10 protein-coding genes and 1 riboswitch are annotated in these 21,738 nt (G+C 68.8%); of the genes, 7 read left to right on the plus strand and 3 right to left on the minus strand.

The genetic code is table 11. From position 1 onward, the window contains the following. The 7 genes from AB0M02_RS31295 to AB0M02_RS31325 all read left to right on the plus strand — a co-directional run. Positions 1-391: integrase core domain-containing protein (locus AB0M02_RS31295; protein ID WP_364233330.1), on the plus strand; the 391-nt coding region annotated here is incomplete at its 5' end. Between the two features lie 176 nt (positions 392-567). Then, entirely contained in the window at positions 568-1,404 is an 837-nt protein-coding gene (locus AB0M02_RS31300; RefSeq protein WP_364233332.1) for an ABC transporter ATP-binding protein, read from the plus strand. Continuing rightward, positions 1,401-2,192 carry an ABC transporter permease gene (locus tag AB0M02_RS31305; protein WP_364233334.1) on the plus strand — a complete coding sequence of 264 codons (792 nt, stop codon included), beginning with the start codon at positions 1,401-1,403 and terminating at the stop codon, positions 2,190-2,192. The genes AB0M02_RS31300 and AB0M02_RS31305 overlap by 4 nt, the downstream gene beginning before the upstream one ends. Further along, positions 2,189-3,328, plus strand: coding sequence for a sensor histidine kinase (locus AB0M02_RS31310; protein ID WP_364233337.1), 1,140 nt, complete (start codon positions 2,189-2,191; stop codon positions 3,326-3,328). Before AB0M02_RS31305 ends, AB0M02_RS31310 begins: the two co-directional genes overlap by 4 nt. Next, positions 3,325-3,942, plus strand: coding sequence for a response regulator transcription factor (locus tag AB0M02_RS31315; RefSeq protein ID WP_364233339.1), 618 nt, complete (start codon positions 3,325-3,327; stop codon positions 3,940-3,942). The genes AB0M02_RS31310 and AB0M02_RS31315 overlap by 4 nt, the downstream gene beginning before the upstream one ends. Positions 3,943-4,081: 139 nt before the next feature. After that, entirely contained in the window at positions 4,082-13,579 is a 9,498-nt protein-coding gene (locus tag AB0M02_RS31320; RefSeq protein ID WP_364233342.1) for a Calx-beta domain-containing protein, read from the plus strand. A gap of 238 nt (positions 13,580-13,817) precedes the next feature. Continuing rightward, a riboswitch (cyclic di-GMP riboswitch) is annotated at positions 13,818-13,896 on the plus strand. 15 nt (positions 13,897-13,911) lie between these two features. After that, positions 13,912-17,247 carry a Calx-beta domain-containing protein gene (locus tag AB0M02_RS31325; RefSeq protein ID WP_364233345.1) on the plus strand — a complete coding sequence of 1,112 codons (3,336 nt, stop codon included), beginning with the start codon at positions 13,912-13,914 and terminating at the stop codon, positions 17,245-17,247. A 49-nt stretch (positions 17,248-17,296) separates the two neighbouring features. On the opposite strand, the gene AB0M02_RS31330 is transcribed toward AB0M02_RS31325, so the two are convergent. The 3 genes from AB0M02_RS31330 to AB0M02_RS31340 are packed head-to-tail and all read right to left on the minus strand — an operon-like array spanning position 17,297 to position 21,670. Continuing rightward, entirely contained in the window at positions 17,297-19,258 is a 1,962-nt protein-coding gene (locus AB0M02_RS31330) for an ABC transporter ATP-binding protein (protein ID WP_364233348.1), read from the minus strand. Positions 19,259-19,310: 52 nt separating this feature from the next. Further along, positions 19,311-21,047 (minus strand): ABC transporter ATP-binding protein, encoded by a 1,737-nt coding sequence (locus AB0M02_RS31335; RefSeq protein ID WP_364233350.1) that lies wholly within the window; start codon positions 21,045-21,047, stop codon positions 19,311-19,313. Further along, entirely contained in the window at positions 21,041-21,670 is a 630-nt protein-coding gene (locus AB0M02_RS31340; RefSeq protein WP_364233352.1) for a TetR/AcrR family transcriptional regulator, read from the minus strand. Before AB0M02_RS31340 ends, AB0M02_RS31335 begins: the two co-directional genes overlap by 7 nt. Positions 21,671-21,738 lie beyond the last annotated feature (68 nt).

The raw sequence follows: 21,738 nt of genomic DNA on the forward strand, positions 1-21,738 counted from the left end.
CGCGAGATCTACTACCTGCTCAATCCCGGCCAGCCGACCCCGCCACCCCGCCGGTCAAAACCTCGAACCGCCGCTTGACAAACAGGAGAGCATCCACGGCACCCAATACACCTCCTGGAGGTTCGGGCAACGAATCAGGAAAGCGGAAATACTCGGCTCCATGGGCAGCGTCGGTGACTGCTACGACAACGCGATGATGGAATCGTTCTGGGGAACCCTGCAATTGGAGGTCCTCGACTCAAAAGAGTGGAACACCCGTGACGAACTCGCCAACGCCATCTTTGAATGGATAGAGTGCTGGTACAACCCGACACGACGACATTCCAGCATCGGGATGCATAGCCCAGTCGACTTCGAACAGCTCCACACCCCGTCTGATCACGACCGTTGACCCCACACCATGGGTGTCCGGACTGCGGGGGGAAGGTCAACACGCGTTGGGGTGTGTGGAGTTTGGGTTGCTATGGGGGCTGAACTCCACACGGGGGTGTCCGTCGATTGGTGGACAGGTGGTGACAGTCGCGCGGTCGTCCCGTCAGCCAGTGCACAACGAGCACGATCGTTGTCATGGAAGCCATCGAGGTAACCGGACTTCGCAAGACATATCGCGGCCGGGACGCGGTCGCCGGGATCGATCTCGTCGTCGCCCGTGGCGAGATCTTCGCCCTGCTCGGCCCGAACGGCGCGGGCAAGACCACCACCGTGGAGATCCTCGAGGGACACCGGCGGCGCACCGGCGGTGACGTGCGGGTGCTGGGGGAGGACCCGGGGAAGGCCGGCTCGGCCTGGCGCTCCCGGATCGGCATCGTGCTGCAGGACGCCGACGACGCGGCCGACCTGACAGTTCACGAGATGGTCCGGCACGTGGCCGGGTTCTACCCGTCGCCGCGCAAGCCGGACGAGGTGATCGAGCTCGTCGGGCTCACCGCCAAGCGGAACAGCAAGATCCGTACGCTCTCCGGCGGCCAGCGCCGCCGCGTCGACGTGGCCCTCGGCATCGTCGGCCGTCCCGAGCTGCTCTTCCTCGACGAGCCGACCACCGGTTTCGACCCCGAGGCGCGCCGGCAGTTCTGGGAGCTGATCCGCACACTGGCCGGCGACGGCACCACGATCGTGCTCACCACGCACTACCTGGACGAGGCCGAGACGCTCGCGGACCGGCTCGCGGTGCTGGCCGGCGGCCGGATCGTCGCCGAGGGCACCCCCGCCACGCTGGGCGGCCGGGGCGCGGCCGAGGCGCTCGTCTCCTGGCGTTCCGACGGCGAACTGCACACCGAGCAGCATGCCGACCCGTCCGACCTGCTGCGACGGCTGCTCGACACCGGCGTCGACCTGACCACCCTCACGGTCACCCGGCCGACCCTCGAGGACACCTACCTGACTCTGATCGGAGCGGCCCGATGAGCACACCCACCATGAGCGTGAGCCGCGGGCACGTGGAACTGCTCCAGTTCATGCGGGACAAGACGGCGGTGGTCTTCACCTTCGCGTTCCCGGCGATGCTCCTGCTGCTGTTCGGCACGATCTTCGGTGACGAGTACAACGACCAGGGCGTCAGCGCGAGCCGGGTGTTCACGGCCAGCATGATCGCGTACGGGATCCTGAACACCGCGTTCGTGACCATGGGGTCGGGCCTGGCGATGGACCGGGAGGACGGGACGCTCAAACGGCTGCGGGGCACGCCCATGCCGGCTTCGGCGTACCTTGTCGGCAAGGCCCTTCTCGTCCTCGTGCTCAGCGTTGCTGAGGCGGCGGTGCTGATCCTGGTCGGCGCGCTCGTCTTCGACGTGCCGATGCCGGACGCCGCGCACTGGCTGACCTTCTCCTGGATCTTCCTGCTCTCGGTGATCGCCTGCTCCCTGCTGGGCGTCGCGGTCAGCGCGCTGGTACGCAACGCCCGCAACGCCGGCGCCATCCTCAACGTGCCGGTGGTCGCGCTGCAGTTCATCTCGGGTGTCTTCATCCAGCCGATGAGCCAGCTGCCCGACTGGCTGGAGAAGTTCGCGTCGCTCTTCCCGGTCCGCTGGATGGCGCAGGGCTTCCGCTACGTCTTCCTGCCCGACGAGGCGAAGGCGCAGGAGATCGGCGGCACCTGGAACCTCGGCGGTGTGGCCGTAGTGCTCGGCATCTGGTGTGTGATCGGATTGGTGCTGTGCCTGGTTACCTTCCGGTGGAGCGACCGGGACCGATGAGTACCGGGCCGGAGCCCACCCCCTCGATGTGGCTGTGGGATCTGTACTTCGCGGTGGTTGCGGTCGCTGTGGCGACCGCAGTCGCCGTCGTCGACGGCTGGTCGCCGGAGCGCAAGGCGGGCGCGACGGCGGCCATCGCGGCGATGACCGTCCTGCACTTCGTGATCGGCCGCCCGGTGATCCGGCGCGACGCCGAGGACGGCCGTGCGCTGTCGGTGGCTCTCGCCCAGCTCGTTCTCTTCGGCACGGCGGTCGTCTGCGTGCCGCTGGCGACGTGGCTGATGTTCATGGTCATCCCGATCTTCTTCATGACGGTCCCGCTGCGCACGGCCGTGGTCCTCGTCGTCGTCGCCAACCTGATCCCGGTCGTGACGGAGCTGTGGAACGATCCCGGCGGCATCGTGATCGACCTGGTGATCGCGACCATCTCCAGCGGCGCCGGGATCTGCATCGGCCTGTGGATCACGAAGATGGTCCAGCAGAGCCAGGAACGGGGAGCGCTCATCGTCGAGCTGGAGGCCAGCCGCGCGGAACTGGCCCGGCTGTCGCACGAGGCGGGGGTCGCGGCCGAGCGGAACCGGTTGGCGGGGGAGATCCACGACACCCTCGCGCAGGGTTTCACCAGCATCATCACGTTGATCCAGGCCGCCGACCCGTCGCTGCGCGACGAGCGGCTCGCGCTCGCCGTGCGTACCGCACGGGAGAATCTGGCGGAGTCGCGGGCACTCGTTGCGGCTCTCTCACCCTCCGCGTTGGCGTCGGCGTCACTGCCAGAGGCGGTACGCCGTCAGAGCGCTCGTTTCTCCGAGGAGTCCGGAGTGCCGGCCTCATTCCGGATGACCGGTTCGTCTCGCGAGCTGCCCACGCGTGTCGAGGTGGTCGTCCTGCGTGCCGCTCAGGAGGCGCTGACGAACGCCCGTCGCCACGCGTCCGCGTCATCGGTTTCCGTTTTGCTGGCTTATATCCCGACTTCCGTGCGTTTAGTGATCCGGGATGACGGCCGAGGGTTCGACCCGGCGGCGGTCGGCGGCTTCGGACTGAGCGGAATGCGGTCCCGCGCCTCGCAGGTGGGCGGCACGTTGACCGTCTCGTCCTCCGGCGACGGCACCACGATCGAGCTGGAGATTCCCGCATGATCCGGATCCTGCTCGTCGACGATCACCCGGTGGTCCGGATGGGCCTGAGGGGCATGCTCGACGCCGAACCCGACCTCACCGTGATCGGCGAGGCCTCCTCCGGTGTGGAGGGCGTCGCGTCGGCGCTGTCGCTGCGGCCGGACATCGTGCTGATGGACCTGCGCATGCCGGGCGGTGACGGCGTGGAGGCGACGGCCGAGATCCTCGCCGCGTCCTCGGAGATCAGGGTCATGATCCTGACCACCTACGAGTCGGACCGCGACATCCTGCGAGCGATCGAGGCCGGAGCGTCCGGTTATCTGCTGAAGGATGCCACGCCCACCGAACTCGCCGACGCCGTCCGGGCCGCGTCCCGTGGCGAGACCGTGCTGGCGCCGAGCGTGGCCTCGACGCTGGTGCGCCAGGTCCGCAGCCCGGCCCCGCCGGCCCTGTCGGCCCGCGAGACCGAGGTGCTCAAGCTGGTCGCGGCCGGTCTGACCAACGCCGAGATCGGCAAGCGGCTGTTCATCAGCGAGGCGACCGTCAAGACCCATCTGCTGAGGGTCTTCAACAAGCTGGACGTGACGGACCGGACGGCCGCCGTGACCACCGCGATGCGGCACGGGCTGCTCTGAGGGTTTGAAACGCGAATTCCTGTCATAAGCCACTTTCCCGGCGGTTAGATTATCGACGGCGCTCCCTCTGTCTTCGCAGCTCAACGCTGCTTTCGGGCCCCGCGCCGTCTTTTGCCCCGTCGCTGAAGGAGACAGGACGATGCGCGACCGCCCGCGCCACCGTGCCGACGTTCAGATCCCGCTCCGGCTCTGGGCGCCGTCCCGGTTCCGCGCCTTCGTCTCCGTCGTCGCCGCCGCGGCGGCCGGGCTGATCCCCACGGTCGCGCTGCCGCCCACACCGGCCTGGGCCGATCCCGGCGACATCATCATCGAGGCCGACATCGAGGACGCCGAGGCGGGCACGTTCACCTTCGAGATCCGCCGGGTCGGCCCGATCGGCACGCCGTTCACCCTGAACTACCAGACCGCGCCGGTGCCGAACGCCGCGCACCCGGCCACCTCCGGCGTCGACTTCACCCCGATCAGCGGCAGCACCACGTTCACCGCGAGCAGCCGCGACTCCATCAAGCGAATCACGGTCACCGGCCTCACCGATCAGAACGACGAGTACGACGAGGTCTTCGGCCTCTCGCTGACCAACGTGAACGACCCGCTGAACAACCTGGCCATCGGCACCCTGAGCGACGACGACGCGCCACCGACGTACTCCTTCGGCGCGGCCGCGACCGTCGGCGAGGGCGACGGCAGCGTGACGGCCACCGCGACGCTCTCGGCGGCCTCGGACTTCCCGGTGTCGATCCCGTACACGACGACCGACGGGACGGCCACGGACCCGCAGGACTACACGGCGACGGCCGGGACGCTGTCGTTCGCTCCGGGCGACGACGCCGAGGACGTGGTCGTGTCGATCAACGACGACAACCGCGACGAGACCGGCACCGAGACGTTCACGGTCGACACCGGTACGCCGACGAACGCCACCCTCACCCCGGCGTCGAAGACGGTGAACATCACCGACAACGACACCCCGCCGGAGGTGTCCGTCGACCCGCTCACGCAGGTGGCCGAGGGCGACCCGGCGATCTTCACGGTCCGGCTGAACGCGGCGTCGAACCTGCCGGTGGACGTGACCGCGACGATCGCCGGCACCGGCGGCGCCACCGGTGGAGGCGGCGACTTCACCGCGGCGACACCGCAGACGGTCACCATCCCGGCGGGCTCGACCAGCGTGACGGTGAGCGTACCGACGACCGGCGACGGGCTCAGCGAGAGCGGCGAGGGCGTCAGCCTGACACTGTCCAGCCCGGTCAACGCGACGCTCGGCGCCGGGAACGCCACGACCGCGACTATCGTGGACAACGCGCTCACCGTCACGGCGGACACCGCGATCACCGAGGGGAACAGCGGCACCCGGAACCAGACGTTCACGGTGACCCTGCCCGTGGCGCCGCAGAACTCCACCCCGGTGAGCTACGCCGTGAACAGCGGCACCGCGACCGCCGGAACCGACTTCGACACGGTGTCCGCCGGCACGCTGACGTTCGGCCCGGGAGTCACCACCCAGCAGATCACCGTGCCGATCCGCGGCGACACGGTGTACGAGTCCGGCGGGGAGGCCTTCGACATCGTCCTGTCCGACCCCGGTACCTCCACCCTCTCCGGCTTCGGGACGTTCCCGTTCACCATCGTCGAGGACGACGTGGCTCCGGCGCTGCTGTCGCTGTCCAGCATCTCCCGGCCCGAGGCGGGCGGGTCCAACTCCGCCGAGTTCGTCGCGACGCTGGACCACGCGAGCAGCCAGAACATCGTGCTCGACGTCGTCGCCACGGACACCGGCGGCGCCGACGCCGACCCGATCGGCGGCCCCGGTGGTGACGACTACGACCTGGACAGCGCGACGTTGACCATCCCGGCGGGCTCGATCACCGGCTCGGTGACGGTGACGGTGAAGGGCGACGCGGTCTACGAGGTGGACGAGACCCTCACGCTCACTGCCACGCGACAGAACGCCGGTGCCACCGGCGGGCCGGTCACCGGCACGCTGACCCTGGAGAACGACGACACCGTCCCGACGATCTCGCTGGCCGGCCTCGGGAGCGGTGAAGGCGTCGCCGACGTGGCGCTCAGCGCCGACGTCACCGGGGAGGCCGAGGACTCGCTGCCGTTCACGGCGACGGCGACCGGTGCGGCGAACAACAGCGGCAGCGACCCCGCCGAGGGCACCGACTTTGACGACGCCGACCTGAACGCCTCCGGCACGCTGACCCCCGGGTCCCTCACCCTCGATCTCGGTGAGATCGACATCGAGGACGACCAGGTCGACGAGAACCCGGAGACGATCCAGATCGCGGTCACCATGGACGGCTCGACGGTCAGTGACTACGTCACGGTCAGCGACGCGGGTAACGACCTGCCGCCGGAGGTGTCGATCGATCCGACGGCGACGGTGGTCGAGGACGCGGGACCGGCGGAGATCCCGGTCAACCTGAACTACGCGCACGACGGCAACAACGCGACCTCGACCGAGAAGACGATCGTGGCGAACTACTCCGCCGCCGCGTCGGGCACGGCGTCATCCGGCGACCTCACCGTCGGAACAGGCTCGGTCTCCTTCGCGCCCACCGATCCGCTGACCAAGGACGCCACGGTGGACGTCACGGCCGACAGCGACTACGAGCTCGACGAGACCTTCTCCGTCACCCTGACCACCACGTCCGAGGCGAGCGGCATAGCCGCGGGGGCGGACGCCAGCACGGTGACGATCGACGACGACGACGATCCGCCCGGCTTCTCGGTCAGCGCCGACGAGACGGTCACCGAGGGCGGCTTCGCGCAGTTCACCGTCACGCTGGACTCGCCCGCGGTCAGCTACATCGACTTCACCGCTGTCATGTCCGACGGTTCGACCAGCGGCAGCGACTACACGCCGCCGGCCGGCACCTTCCAGATCGAACCCGGCCAGACGTTCGAGACCTTCAACGTTCCCATCATCGACGACACGGCGGACGAGGCCGCCGAGACGGCCACCCTGACGGTCTCCCTGGACGGCTCGGAGCCGGACGCCGCGGGTAGCCCGGTAGCCCGGTCCATCAACATCACCGACAACGACGACCCGCCGGAACTGGCGGTGCTGACGCCGATCACCGGCGCGGAGGGCGAGACCAAGGCGATCGCGGCGACGGTCATCGGGTCGGCGCAGGCATCGGTCCCCTACACCGCGACGGTGACCGGGGTAGGCGGGACGGCGGCCGTACCGGGGTTGACGAACGCGGTGCAGGACGCCGACGTGGACGGCAGCGGGCTCACCCTGAGCGGCACCCTCACGCCGTCCGCGCCGACGCTGACCGTGGGCAATCTGGTGCTGGAGGACGATCAGATCGACGAGGACGCCCAGACGGCGGAGGTGTCGATCGCCCTGGCCGGGCAGGACCCGGTGACGACGACGGTGACGATCTCCGACAACGCTGATGATCTGCCGCCGGAGGCGTCGATCGCGGCGAGTGCGTCGGTTGCCGAGGACGGTGGTTCGGCGGCGGTGCCGGTGACGCTGGACTTCGCCCACGACGGCAACGACGCGTCGTCGACCGAGAAGACGATCGACGTCAACTTCAACGCGGCGACCGGTACCGCCACGTCGGGTGACTTCACCACGGGTGCGGGCTCGGTGAGTTTCGCGCCGACTGATCCGCTGACCAAGAACGCTTCGGTGGCGATCACCGACGATGACGACTACGAGTTGTCGGAGACGTTCACGGTTGACCTGACCACGGCGCCGCTGGCGAGTGGTATCGACGGCACGGCGGACAGCAGCACGGTGACGATCACCAATGACGACACCGCGCCTGGTTTCACGGTGACGCCGGACGAGACGGTCGCCGAGGACGGCACCGCGTCCTTCACGGTGACACTCGACGCGCCCGCGGTGTCGACTATTGATTTCACCGCGGTGATGTCGAACGTGACGACCACTGGCGGCGACTACTCGGCTCCGGCGGGCACGTTCCAGATCTCGGCGACCCAGTCCACCGCGACCGTCAACATCCCCGCTGTCGACGACACGGCTGATGAGGCCGATGAGACGGCGACGCTGACCATCGACCTCGACGGTTCGGAGAACGACGCGACCGGTGGCCCGATCGCCCGGACGATCACCATCACCGACAACGACGACCCGCCAACAATCGCCCTGGCACCGATCACAGGCGCCGAAGGGGAGACCAAGGCGATCTCGGCCACGGTCACCGGGTCATCGCAGGCGCCCGTCGCCTACACGGCCACCGTCACCGGCGTCGGCGGAACAGCCGCTGTTCCCGGTCTGACGAACGCGGTGCAGGACGCGGATGTCGACGGCAGCGGACTGACGCTGACGGGCAACCTCGCGCCGGGTTCCGGCACGCTCAACCTCGGCAACCTGGTGCTGGAGGACGATCAGATCGACGAGGACGCGCAGACCGCGCAGGTGTCGATCACCCTGGCCGGACAGCAGCCGGTGACGACGACGGTCACGATCTCCGACAACGCGGACGACCTGCCGCCGGAGGCGTCGATCGATCCGACGGCCACGGTCGCCGAGAACGCGGGCCCGGCGCTGATCCCGGTCAACCTCGACTTCGCGCACGACGGCAACGACGCGTCGTCGACCGAGAAGACCGTCGTGGTGAACTTCGACGCCGCGACCGGGAGCGCTGCCGCAGACGACTTCACCACGGGTGCCGGCTCGGTGAGTTTCGCGCCGACGGATCCGCTGACCAAGAACGCGTCTGTCGCGATCACCACCGACGACGACTACGAGTTGTCAGAGACGTTCACGGTTGATCTGACGACGGCGCCGTTGGCGAGTGGTATCGACGGCACGGCGGACAGCAGCACGGTGACGATCACCAACGACGACACCGCGCCTGGATTCACGGTCACGCCGGACGAGACGGTGGCTGAGGACGGCACCGCGTCGTTCACGGTGACACTCGATGCCCCTGCGGTGTCCACGATCGACTTCACGGCGGTGATGTCGAACGTGACGACCACTGGCGGCGATTACTCGGCTCCTCCCGGCACGTTCCAGATCTCGGCGACCCAGACCACCGCGACCGTTAACGTCCCCGCTGTCGACGACACGGCTGATGAGGCCGACGAGACGGCGACGCTGACCATCGACCTGGACGGTTCGGAGAACGACGCGACCGGTGGTCCGATCGCCCGGACGATCACGATCACCGACAACGACGACCCGCCGACGGTCGCGTTGTCCCCGATCACGGGTGCCGAGGGGGAGACCAAGGCGATCTCCGCGACGGTGACCGGTTCGGCGCAGGCTCCCGTCGCCTACACGGCCACCGTCACCGGCGTCGGCGGAACAGCCGCTGTTCCCGGTCTGACGAACGCGGTGCAGGATGCCGATGTCGACGGCAGCGGACTGACGCTGACGGGCAACCTCGCGCCGGGTTCCGGCACGCTCAACCTCGGCAACCTGGTGCTGGAGGACGATCAGATCGACGAGGACGCCCAAACGGCGGAGGTGTCGATCACCCTGGCCGGACAGCAGCCGGTGACCACCACGGTCACCATCTCCGACAACGCAGACGATCTGCCGCCGGAGGCGTCGATAGCGGCGAGTGCGTCGGTGGCCGAGGACGGTGGTTCGGCGGCGGTGCCGGTCACGCTGGACTTCGCCCACGACGGCAACGACGCGTCGTCGACCGAGAAGACGGTTGTGGTGAACTTCGACGCCGCGACCGGGAGCGCTGCCGCAGACGACTTCACTACCGGTGCCGGCTCGGTGAGTTTCGCGCCGACGGATCCGCTGACCAAGAACGCTTCGGTGGCGATCACCGACGATGACGATTACGAGCTGTCCGAGACATTCACCGTCGACCTGACCACGGCGCCGCTGGCGAGCGGTATCGACGGCACGGCGGACAGCAGCACGGTGACGATCACCAACGACGACACCGCGCCTGGATTCACGGTCACGCCCGATGAGACGGTGGCTGAGGACGGCACCGCGTCGTTCACGGTGACACTCGACGCCCCAGCGGTGTCCACCATCGACTTCACCGCGGTGATGGCGAACGTGTCGACGACCGGTGGTGACTACACGGCTCCGCCCGGCACGTTCCAGATCCCGGCGACACAGACCACCGCGACCGTCAACGTTCCCGCCGTCGACGACACAGCCGATGAGGCCGACGAGACCGCCACGCTGACCATCGACCTCGATGGTTCGGAGAACGACGCGACCGGCGGCCCGATCGCCCGGACGGTCACGATCACCGACAACGACGACCCGCCCACAATCGCCCTGGCACCGATCACCGGCGCGGAAGGCGAGACCAAGGCGATCTCGGCCACGGTCACCGGATCGGCGCAGGCTCCGGTCGCCTACACCGCGACCGTCACCGGCGTGGCCGGCACGACCGCCGCTCCCGGCATGACCAACCCGGTGCAGGCCGCCGATGTCGACGGCAGCGGACTCACGCTCACCGGCAACCTCGCGCCTGGCTCCGGCACCCTCAACCTCGGCAACCTCGTGCTCGCCGGCGACGCGATCGACGAGGAGGACCAGACCGCGCAGGTGTCGATCACCCTGGCCGGGCAGCAGCCGGTCACCACCACGGTCACGATCTCCGACGACACGAACAACCAGACACCGCGGATCGTGTTCGGCGCGGCGCCGACGGTCGCGGAGGAGGCCGGGACGGCCACCGTGCCGGTCGGGCTGAGCTGGGCGGGTCTAGGTGGGAACACCGCGACCTCCACCGAGAAGACCATTACGGTACGCGCGGACACCGCCGACGACTCCGCGACGCAGCCGAGCGACTACGCGGCTGTCGTCAACCGTACGGTGACGTTCCTGCCGGGTGACGTCGCCGAGGACGTCGTCGTGACGGTCGCGGACGACCAGGCGCACGAGCTGACCGAGCAGTTCGACGTCGGCCTCTCCGCGCCGAGCGGCGACGCCACCGTCCCGGTCGCCGACACGGCGGTGACGATCACCGACAGCGACGCGAAGCCGACCTACACGGTCTCGTCGGAGACGGTGAACGAGGGCGGTACGGCCACCGTCACCGTCACCCTCGGTGCACCGGCGGCCGACGACATCCCGATGACCGTGTCCATGGTGGACGGCACCGCCACGCTGGCCGGCACCGATTTCAGCACCCCGACCGCCGCGCTCACCGTCGACAAGGGCACGTCGACCGCAACGGTGCAGGTCGCGAGCCTGAACGACGACCTGTACGAGGGCCCGGAGAGCGCGACGGTCCGGGTCACCCGCGACAACGACGACCACGCGGCCGGTGGACCGGTCGACGGCACGCTGACCATCAGCGACACGGACCCGGTGCCGGTGATCACGCTGAACACCGTGGAGGACGCCGAGGGCGCCACGGTGAACGTCACCGCCACACCGGACGGCGTGGCGCAGCGGACGATGAACTACACGCTGGCCGCCGCCGGTGACTCCGGCGGCGGCGCCAACCCGGCGGAGAGTGGCGACTTCACCGCCTCGCTGACGGGTGTGAGCATCCCCGGCGGGTCCCCGGCCGGCGTACCGGTGGCGCTGGGCACGATCGGCCTGAACGCCGACGCGGTCGACGAGGCCACCGAGACGGTCAAGGTCACCGCACACAACGACGACGCGGCCACCGCCGACGTCTCGTCCACGTACCGCGTCACCGACGACCCGGCCGACCTGCCGCCGGCCGTCTCGCTCGGCCCGGTCTCGGTCTCCGAGGCGGCCGGGTACGCCGACGTGCCGGTGAGCCTCGCCTACGGCGGCGGCAACGCGGCCACCTCGACCGAGCAGGCCGTCTCGGTCAACTACCTGATCATTCCCGGAACCGCGGGGCTCGGCGACTTCGGCCCGACCGCCTCGCCGAACCCGCTGGTCATCGCGGCCGGCACGGCGAACGCTGTGGTCCGGGTGCCGATCGTCAACGACTCGGCGGCCGAGGAGAGCGAGTCGTTCCAGGTGGTCGCCACCCAGGCGGGGCCGGCCGGCGCGACGATCAGCACGGCCGCCGGTACGGTCACCGTCTTCGACAACGACGAGGCGGGCAGCGACGGCGGCGGCACACCGGGCGGCGGGACGCCCGGAGGCGGCGCACCCGGTACCGGCGTGCCCGCGTTCTCGGTCGCGAGCACCGCGTCGACTGTGGAGGGTTCCGGCCCGGCCACGGTCGAGGTGACCCTGGACGCCGCGGCCTCCAACGACGTCGACTTCACCGTGACAGCGGCCGACGGCACCGCCACCGACGCCGCGACCGGGCCCGGCGGGGACGACTACGACGCGCCCGCCACCACGCTGCGGATCCCGAAGGGCAGCCTCGGCGCCACCGTGACGATCCCGGTCCGGCAGGACGCCGTGTACGAGGGCAACGAGAACGCCCGGATCACCGTGGCACTCGCCGCCGGTGAGCGCGACGCCAGTGGCGCGGCCCAGTCGAGCGCGGTGACCGTCACCGACGACGACCCGCGGCCCACGCTCGACCTGATCGCCGTCACCGCGGCCGAGGGGGAGAGCATCGAGGTACGCGGCACCGTCACCGGGACAGCCCAGCGCGATCTGGACCTGGACGACACCACCGCCGCGGCCGAGGACGGTACGGACGACTCGGCGGAGCCCGCCGACTACGACCTCACCGGCCTGAACACCGTGCTGCGGGCCAATACGCCGAGCGGCAGCGGGATCAACCTCGGCACGATCCGCCTGGGCGACGACTCCGTCGACGAGGACACCGAGACGATTCCGTTCGGGGTCGGCGGGGCTCGGGTGGCGTACCGGATCACTGACGACCCGGACGACGTGGCGCCGACCGTCTCGATCAGCGACGCCGACACCCGGGAGAGCGCCGGAGCGGTCGAGCTGACGGTGTCGCTCACCTTCACCGGCGGCACGACCGGGACCGAACGTTCCATCGCGGTGCCGTGGCGCACGATCGCCGGTACCGCCGACGCGGGCAAGGACTTCACCGCGTCGAGCGGCACCGTCCGGTTCACGCCGCCGGTCACCGCGACGACGATCTCGGTGCCACTGCTCAAGGACAACCGCAACGAGTCCGAGCAGGAGTTCACCGTGCAGCTGAGCAGGGCGCAGCCGGCCGACGTGGCGGTCACCAAGTCGACGGGTACGGTCACGGTCGCCGACGACGACAAGCCCAAGGCGCCGACCCTGAACATGCCGTCCGCGGTCACCGGCACCCAGCGGGTCGCCGTCACCGGTGCGGCGGGCGCGGGCGCCAAGGTCGAGATGCTCAGCGCACCCGGGCCGTCCGGCGGGACGTGGCGGGTCGTCTACACCACCACGGCCGACGACAACGGTGACTTCAGCTTCAAGCCCAACTTCACCATGGGTTACCGCGTCCAGGTCCGCTCCGCCGGCCTGACCTCGCCGGTACGCGTGATCCAGGTCCGCCAGGAACCGACCGTCGCCGCCTCCTCGACCTCTCGCGGTACCGCGTCCGTGACGGTCACCGGCGACCCCGATCGCGCCGGCCAGACCGTCACCGTGCAGCGGCAGTCGGGCGGCAACTGGCAGACCGTGGCGACCGGCCGGCTGGACTCCGACGGCACCTACAGCACCACCCAGCGGAGCCTGCGATCCGGCAGCACGTACACGTTCCGGGCGGTCGTGGCCGCTACACCCTCGCTGGGCATTCTCGCCGGTGTTTCACCGACCCGGCAGGTACGAATCCGATGAGGTGAGCACGACGTGAAGGGCGGTCCACGCGGGCCGCCCTTCACGCGTTTCACGGCCGTCCCGCAGAGGGTGATAGAGGTCATGTGAAGGTTTTTATACCGAAAAACGCGTTCCGCCGGTAACCGGTTGATACGCCGGTTAGATTACGGAAGGCGTCGCCTCACACGGATCTTTCATCCGGTGTTTGCGCTGCTGAGGACCGGTTTCAGGCCGGCGCCCCGACCGCCCCAAGGTGCGGTACCCGAACAGGCAAACCCGTCGCGAGGCGGGGACGCAAAGCCAGGGGCCTCCCCGCTGGAGGTTGCCCAGCCGCCGAAGGAGTTAGGAAGAGAATGCGTCATCGACCCATCCAAGCGGCGCCGCGAGAGCGGGTGCCGTTCACGCTCTGGGGACGGAAGCGGGTCCGGCAGGTCTTGGCGACTGTTGCCGCCTCCGCCGCTGCCCTGGTCCCCGCTACGTTCATCGCGTCACCCGCATATGCGGCGACCATCCCGAACCTGACCATCACGCCAGCGGCCAACTGGGAGGGCGGCAGTATCGCCTTCAAGGTCACCTGGACCGGTGCCGCGACGAACGCGAACCAGATCAACTTCACCGTCGTCAGCGGCGGTGCTACGCCGGGCACGCCGACGACTGACTACAGCACCACACCGGATGTGACCTCGGTCGCCGCCAGCGGCTTCCCGGGCACCACCGTGGGCGGCGCGAACTCAGTCATCGTGACGGTGACGACGACCACCGCGGGAACGGCCACCGAGGGCGACGAAACCTTCCTGCTGCGTGCGACAGAAGCCGTCACCAACAATGTCACCGATGCGGTCGGCACGATCTATGACCTGCCGGCCTCCGCTCCACGGCTCGACGTCTCGGGTCCGGCCACGATCGCGGAGAGCGCCGGAACAGCGCCGATCGTCGCCAGCATCGCCAGCCCGCTGGACCACGACATCACCATTCCCGTCTCCGCCGCCGGAACCGCTGTCAACGGGACCGGCACCGACGCGACCTCGACGGGTGGTGTGACCCGTGACTTCACGGCCCTGGCCGCGGACGCGGTGATCACCATCCCGGCCGGCACGACCAGCGGCTCGATCTCGCTCGCCATCAACGACGACACCGTCGACGAGCCGGAGACGCAGTACGTCCGGGTGACCATCGCTCCCAACACGCCGACCGGCGTGACCAGCAGCGGGACCCTGACCGCGGACGTCGGGATCACCGACAACGACGCGGCTCCGACGGTCACCATCGGCGACGCCGCGGCGGTCAACGAGGGCGCGAACGCCAGCTTCCCGATCAAGCTCTCGGGGCTGTCGGAGAGTCCGCTGACGGTCGACTTCGCGACGCAGAACGGCAGCGACACCGACAAGAGCCGCGGGGCTTCCGCACCCGGTGACTACACCGCGGTGCCGGCGACCCCGGTGACCATTCCGAAGATGACCCAGACCGTCTACCAGGCGGTGGCCACTGAGGACTTCGGCGTCGGTGCCGACACCGTGCTGGAGGGTACCGAGACGTTCACCGGCATGATCTCCAACCCCAGCACCGGTCTCACGCTGGGCACGATGACCAGTGCCACCGCAACGATCAAGGACCTGGACTCGCCGCCCAGCGTGGTCGTGACGGACATGACCGCCGGCAACGGCAACCCGCCCATCGACGTGCTCTTCGACGAGGGGTCGAGTACCACCACCAACGCCGAGATCGCGGTGAGCGTCATCCTCGGCGGCACGACGCGGGAGACGCCGCTGCGGCTGGACTACAGCTTCACCGACGCCACCGCGACCAACGGTTCCGACTACATCGGCACCGCCGGCTCGCTCACCATTCCCACGACGGCGACCGGAACCTGGACCGGCAAGATCCCGGTCAAGATCGTCGGCGACACCACGTACGAGGGTGTGACCTACGGTGCCGGCCGGGCCGAGTCGTTCACGCTGACGCTCGCCAGCGCGAACAGCACGCTCGGCGGCCTCGGCACCCAGACCGTCTACATCGTCGAGGGCACCGACGACGCCCAGCCCACGTGGACGACCTCGGACGTCACGGTGGTCGAGGGCAACGAGGGCCAGACCATGGCCCGCATCCCGGTCGCCCTGAGTGGTCCGGCCGGCGTGGACGTCCTGTTCACCGCCGACTTTGCCGCGCAGACCGGCAGCGCGACCGAGACCGGTGTCAACTCCGGCACCACGGTCGGCGACAACGACTACGACCTGCCGGCCTCCAAGTCGGTCACCATCAAGAAGGGTGACAAGACCGGGTACATCGACGTCCCGATCAACGGTGACGCGGTCTTCGAGCGTGACGAGGCGTTCGGCGTCGTGTTCACCACGGCCAGCACGAACGTCAACAGCACCCCGAGTGCCGACGTCGCGCACAGCGCCCGGGTCTCGATCACCAACGACGACGCCAAGCCGACGGTGAAGATCAACGAGCTGGCCAGCGGCGAGGGCACCACGGTCCGCGTGATCGGTACGCTCTCCGGCCTCTCGCAGTACAACTACACGCTCGGCCTCACCACGGCCGGCGCCGGTGACAACGCCGCGACCGCCGGTGCCGACTACGAGGTTCCGTCGACGCTGCCCACCACGGCGATCCAGATCACCCGTGGCCAGACTGCGCTGACCGACTCGAAGCTGGCGGAGTTCTACCTGCTGCCGGACGACATCGACGAGGCCACCGAGACGTTCGGCGTCACGGTCGCGGAGACCTCCGCGTCGCCGCAGGGCTTCACGGCGAGCACCGGCACCTTCCGGATCACCGACGACCCGGCGGACCTGCCGCCGGCCGCCAAGATCCGGGACGAGTCGATCGGTGAGTGGGAAGGCTCGGTCGACGTCCATGTGGACCTGGAGTTCGACGAGAACACCAAGTCGACCACGCAGACGATCAAGATCCCGTGGTGGACCGAGGACGGCACCGCCACGGCCGGCGACGACTACAAGTCGAAGCGCGGCGAGCTGGTCATCCCGCCGGGCACCTCGACCGCCGAGGTCAACGTCGAGATCCTGAACGACAAGCTGAAGGAGGCGGAGGAGACCTTCCGTGTCGAGCTCGGCAGCCCGACCAGCCCGACCGGCGCCTCGGTCAAGAAGGGCACCGGCACCGTCACCATCAAGTCCGAGGACACCGCCAGCCCGGTCACGCCGACCATCAGCGTCGCCGGCCCGGCCAGGGGCGCGGGCATGGCCACCATCTCCGGCAAGGTCGAGGCGAACGCCGCGGTCGAGCTCTGGGGTGCGCCGGTCGCCGGCAACGGTGAGCTGAAGTGGCTGGTCAACGGCAAGGCCGACGGTGACGGCATGTACAGGTTCACCCGCTCGATCTCGACCGGCTACCGCTTCGCGGTCCAGTCGCAGGAGATCAACTCCGCGGAGCGCGCGGTCAAGATCACCCAGAGCCCGGCGTTCTCGGTGAGCTCGACCAAGGGCAAGCTGACCGTCTCGGTCACCGGCAACCCGAAGGCCTCCGGCCAGGCGGTCGTCGTCCAGAAGATGAGCGGCGGCAAGTGGGTGACCGCGTACAAGGGCACCACGACCGCGGCCGGCTTCAAGAAGACCTACACGGTCAAGTCGAAGACCAAGCTGACGCTGCGGGCGTTCGTCGCGGGTAACACCTCGGCGGGCCTCAACGGCGGATACTCGGCCTCGAAGGCGATCACCATCAAGTAACACGCGGGACCAGTGAGAGAGGGGCGGCCGCCGGCCGCCCCTCTTCCTGTCAGTCCACCTCGGCGACGGCCTGCGCGAACTGCGCGGAGTAGAGCCGCTCGTAAGCACCCTTCGCCGCCATCAGATCGTCGTGCGTGCCCTGCTCCACGATGGAGCCGTTCTCCATCACGAGGATCACGTCGGCGTCCCGGATGGTCGACAGCCGGTGCGCGATGACGAAGCTGGTCCGCCCGGTCCGCAGGTTGCCCATGGCCCGCTGGATCAGCACCTCGGTCCGGGTGTCCACCGACGAGGTCGCCTCGTCCAGGATCAGGATGCTCGGCTCGGCGAGGAACGCCCGCGCGATGGTCAGCAGCTGCTTCTGACCGGCGCTGACATTCGACCCTTCTTCATCAATTTTCGTTTCATATCCGTCAGGGAGTGTGCGGACGAACCCGTCGACGTGTGCGGCCTCCGCTGCTCGGAGCACGGCGGCCTGATCAAAATCATCCGCGCCATAGGCCAGGTTCTCCGTGATGGACCCGCTGAACAGCCACGTGTCCTGCAGCACCATCCCGATCTGCTCGCGCAGCTGCTCGCGAGGCATGGTCGCGATGTCGACGCCGTCCAGCAGGATCCGCCCGGACGTCACGTCGTAGAACCGCATCAGCAGGTTGACCAGCGTCGTCTTGCCGGCACCGGTCGGTCCCACGATCGCGACGGTCTGCCCCGGCTCCACGGTCAGCGACAGATTATCGATCAGGGGCTTGTCCGGCAGGTACCGGAACGACACGTTCTCGAACGTGATGCGTCCCCGTACCCCCGGAAGGTCCAAAGGCTCCGGATCGGGGGACTGCTCCGGCGCGTCCAGCAGCGCGAAGACCCGCTCCGCCGACGCCACACCGGACTGGATCAGGTTGGCCATGCTGGCCACCTGGGTGAGCGGCTGGCTGAACTGCCGCGAGTACTGGATGAACGCCTGCACCTCGCCCAGCGTCAGCGTCCCGGACGCCACACGCAGGCCGCCGACGACGGCCACCAGCACGTAGTTGAGATTCGAGATGAACATCATCGCCGGCTGGATGAGCCCGGAGATGAACTGCGCCCGGAAGCTCGACGCGTACAGATCGTCGTTGTGCCCCTGGAAGACCTCGGCGGCCTCGTGCTGCCGCCCGAAGACCCGGACCAGCGCGTGCCCGGTGAACATCTCCTCGATGTGCCCGTTGAGCTTGCCGGTGGTCTTCCACTGCGCCACGAACTGCGGCTGCGACCGCTTGCCGATCGCCGCGGTCAGCCACACCGAGACCGGCACGGTGATCAGGGCGATCAGCGCCAGCAGCGGCGAGATCCAGAACATCACGCCGAGTACGCCGACGATCATCAGCTGTGCCGTGACCAGCTGAGCGAGTGTCTGTTGCAGGGTCTGCGAGATGTTGTCGGTGTCGTTGGTGGCCCGGCTGAGAACCTCACCGCGCGGCTGCTTGTCGAAATAGGACAGCGGCAGGCGGGCCAGTTTGGCCTCGACCTGAGCGCGCAGGTCGTAGACGGCCGCCTGCACGGCCTTCGTGGTGAGCCGGCCCTGGAAGACGCCGAACAGCCAGGCGCCCAGGTAGATCACCACGACCCAGGCGAGGATCTGCCCGAGCCGGGTGAAGTCGACTCCCTGCCCGGGAACCACGTGGTCGACCGAGGCGACCAGGTCGGCCTGGGTCGTGTCACCGCGTTCGCGCAGTGCCTCGGCCGCCTGCTCCTGGGTGACGCCGTCCGGGATCATCCGGCCGATCACCCCGGCGAAGATCACGTCGGTGGCCTTGCCGAGCAGATAGGGCCCGAGCACCGACAGGAAGACGCTGACGACGCCGAACAGCATCACGAACCCGATCACGACCCGCTGCGGCTTGAGCAGGCCGAGCAGCCGTTTGGTGGAGCCCTTGAAGTCCTGGAGTTTCTCCGGTGGGCCGCCACCCATCATCATCCGGGCCGCGGGCGGCCCGCCAGGCGGTGGTCCCGGTCTGCGCGCCGGCGCCGTCATGCGTCTTCTCCGATCAAGAGCTTCAGATGTACGGGAGGAGCACCGCGCCCGGTCATGCCGCCGCCTCCGCCGCCGTGAGCTGGGAGAGCACGATCTCCCGGTAGGTCGCGTTGGTCTCCATGAGTTCGTCGTGGGTGCCCGTGCCAACGACCTTTCCGTCGTCGAGCACCACGATCCGGTCCGCGTCGCGGATCGTGCTGACCCGCTGCGCCACGATCACGACGGTCGCGTCCGCGATGTAGTCGGTGAGCGCCGCCCGCAGTGCCGCGTCGGTCGCGTAGTCCAGCGCGGAGAACGAGTCGTCGAACAGGTAGATCTCCGGCCGGTGCACCAGCGTGCGGGCGATCGCCAGCCGCTGCCGCTGCCCGCCCGAGACGTTGGTGCCGCCCTGCGCGATCGGGGCGTCCAGTTGACCGTCCATCGCCTCGACGAAGTCCCTGGCCTGGGCGATCTCGAGGGCCTGCCACAGCTCCTCGTCGGTGGCGTCGGGATTGCCGTAGCGCAGGTTGGAGCCGACCGTGCCGGTGAACAGGTAGGGTCGCTGCGGAACCAGGCCGATCACCCGGGACAGCAGGTCCGGGTCGAGCTCGCGCACGTCCACGCCGTCGACGAGGACCGCGCCGTCGGTGACGTCGAACAGCCGGGGGATCAGGTTGAGCAGGGTGGTCTTGCCGCTGCCGGTGGAGCCGATGATCGCGGTCACCTCCCGCGGGTGAGCTTTCACCCGTACCCCTGAAAGCACTGCGGCCTCAGCCCCCGGATAGCGGAAACCGACATCTCGCAGCTCGAGTTCCCCATGCCGGGTCAGTGTGTTGATCGGCGCCGCAGGCGGCGCGACGCTGGGCTCGGTGCCCAGCACCTCCTCGATGCGCTCGGCGCAGACCTCGGCGCGCGGCACCATCATGAACATGAACGTGGCCATCATGATCGACATCAGGATCTGCATGAGATAGCTGATGAACGCGGTCAGCTGGCCGACCTGCATGGCGTCGGAGTCGATCCGGTGCCCGCCGAACCAGAGCACCGCGACGCTGGACAGGTTCACGATCAGCATGACCGTCGGGAACATCAGGGCCATGATCCGGCCGACCCGCAGCGACACGTCGGTGAGCTCGTCGTTGGCAACCCCGTAACGCGCCCGCTCGTGCTCGTCGCGGACGAACGCCCGGATCACCCGGATGCCGGTGATCTGCTCGCGCATCACCTGGTTCACCCGGTCGATACGCACCTGCATGCTGCGGAACAGCGGCCGCATCCGGACGATGATCAGCCCGACCGTGCCGATCAGGATCGGCACGATGACCAGCAGCAACCCCGACAGCGGCACGTCCTCGCGCAGCGCCAGCACGATGCCGCCGACGCACATGATCGGCGCGGAGACCATCAGCGTGAACGTGAGCAGCACCAGCATCTGGATCTGCTGGACGTCGTTGGTGGTCCGGGTGATCAGCGACGGCGCGCCGAACTGCCCCACCTCGCGGGCGGAGAAGTCCTGCACCCGGCTGAAGATCCGGGCACGCACGTCGCGGCCGACGGCCATGGCGGTCCGCGCCCCGAAATACACCGCGACGATCTGGGCGGCGATCTGGAGCACGGTGACGCCGAGCATGGCGGCACCGATCCGCAGCACGTAGCCGGTGTCGCCCAGGACCACACCCTTGTCGATGATGTCGGCGTTGAGCGCCGGCAGGTAGAGCGTCGCGAGCGTCTGCAGGAACTGGAAGAGCACCACCAGGGTGATCGCAGTCCGGTACGGCCGCAGATGAACGCGAAGCAGTTTGATCAGCACGTCTCCTGCTCCCCCCGTTTTTCATCAGTGTTTTTCGTAAGAATTCCGTCGAGCAGCAGCGTCGCCAGGTCTCGCCCGCTGAACGCCTCCGGGTCGCCGAACGGCCCGAACGCGTCGGCGCCGCAGTGCAGCAGCAACAGCCGGGCCGCCTTCTCGGGGGAGATCCGTATCCGGTGCGCGTCCGGCCGGAAGACGTCGACGATCGCGGCGTTCAACCGCTGCCGGGACGTCGCTATCCGTGAGTGCGTGTCCGCATCCGCCGCCCCGGCGAAGATCAGCTTGCGGGCCTCGTTCATCAACTGCGCGTTCTCGGTGAACCGGGAGTGCACCAGGTCGGCGGCGATGGCCACGCGCTCGCGCAGATCGGCGCCGCGGTCGATGGCGTCCAGCGCGTCCAGCGTGCTCTGCGGGTCGAGCGCCTTGACCACCGAGCAGACCACCAGCTGGCTCTTGCTCTCGAAGACGCCGAAGATCGTCCCCTCGGCGACGCCGGCGGCGTGCGCGATCTGGCGCGTGCTCACGTCCAGGCCGTGTTCGTGCAGCAGCGGGATGGTCGCCGCGATGAGGGCGGCCCGCCTCTCCTCCGGTGCCATGGCCGGGACACGCCGGCGTCTGGATTCCATGGCGCCCACACTAATGAGCGAGCGCTCACTCATCCACTGACTTTTGTCATGGTGCCCCCTTCGAACCG

Source organism: Actinoplanes sp. NPDC051861, assembly GCF_040681145.1.
Classification (GTDB): Bacteria; Actinomycetota; Actinomycetes; order Mycobacteriales; family Micromonosporaceae; genus Actinoplanes.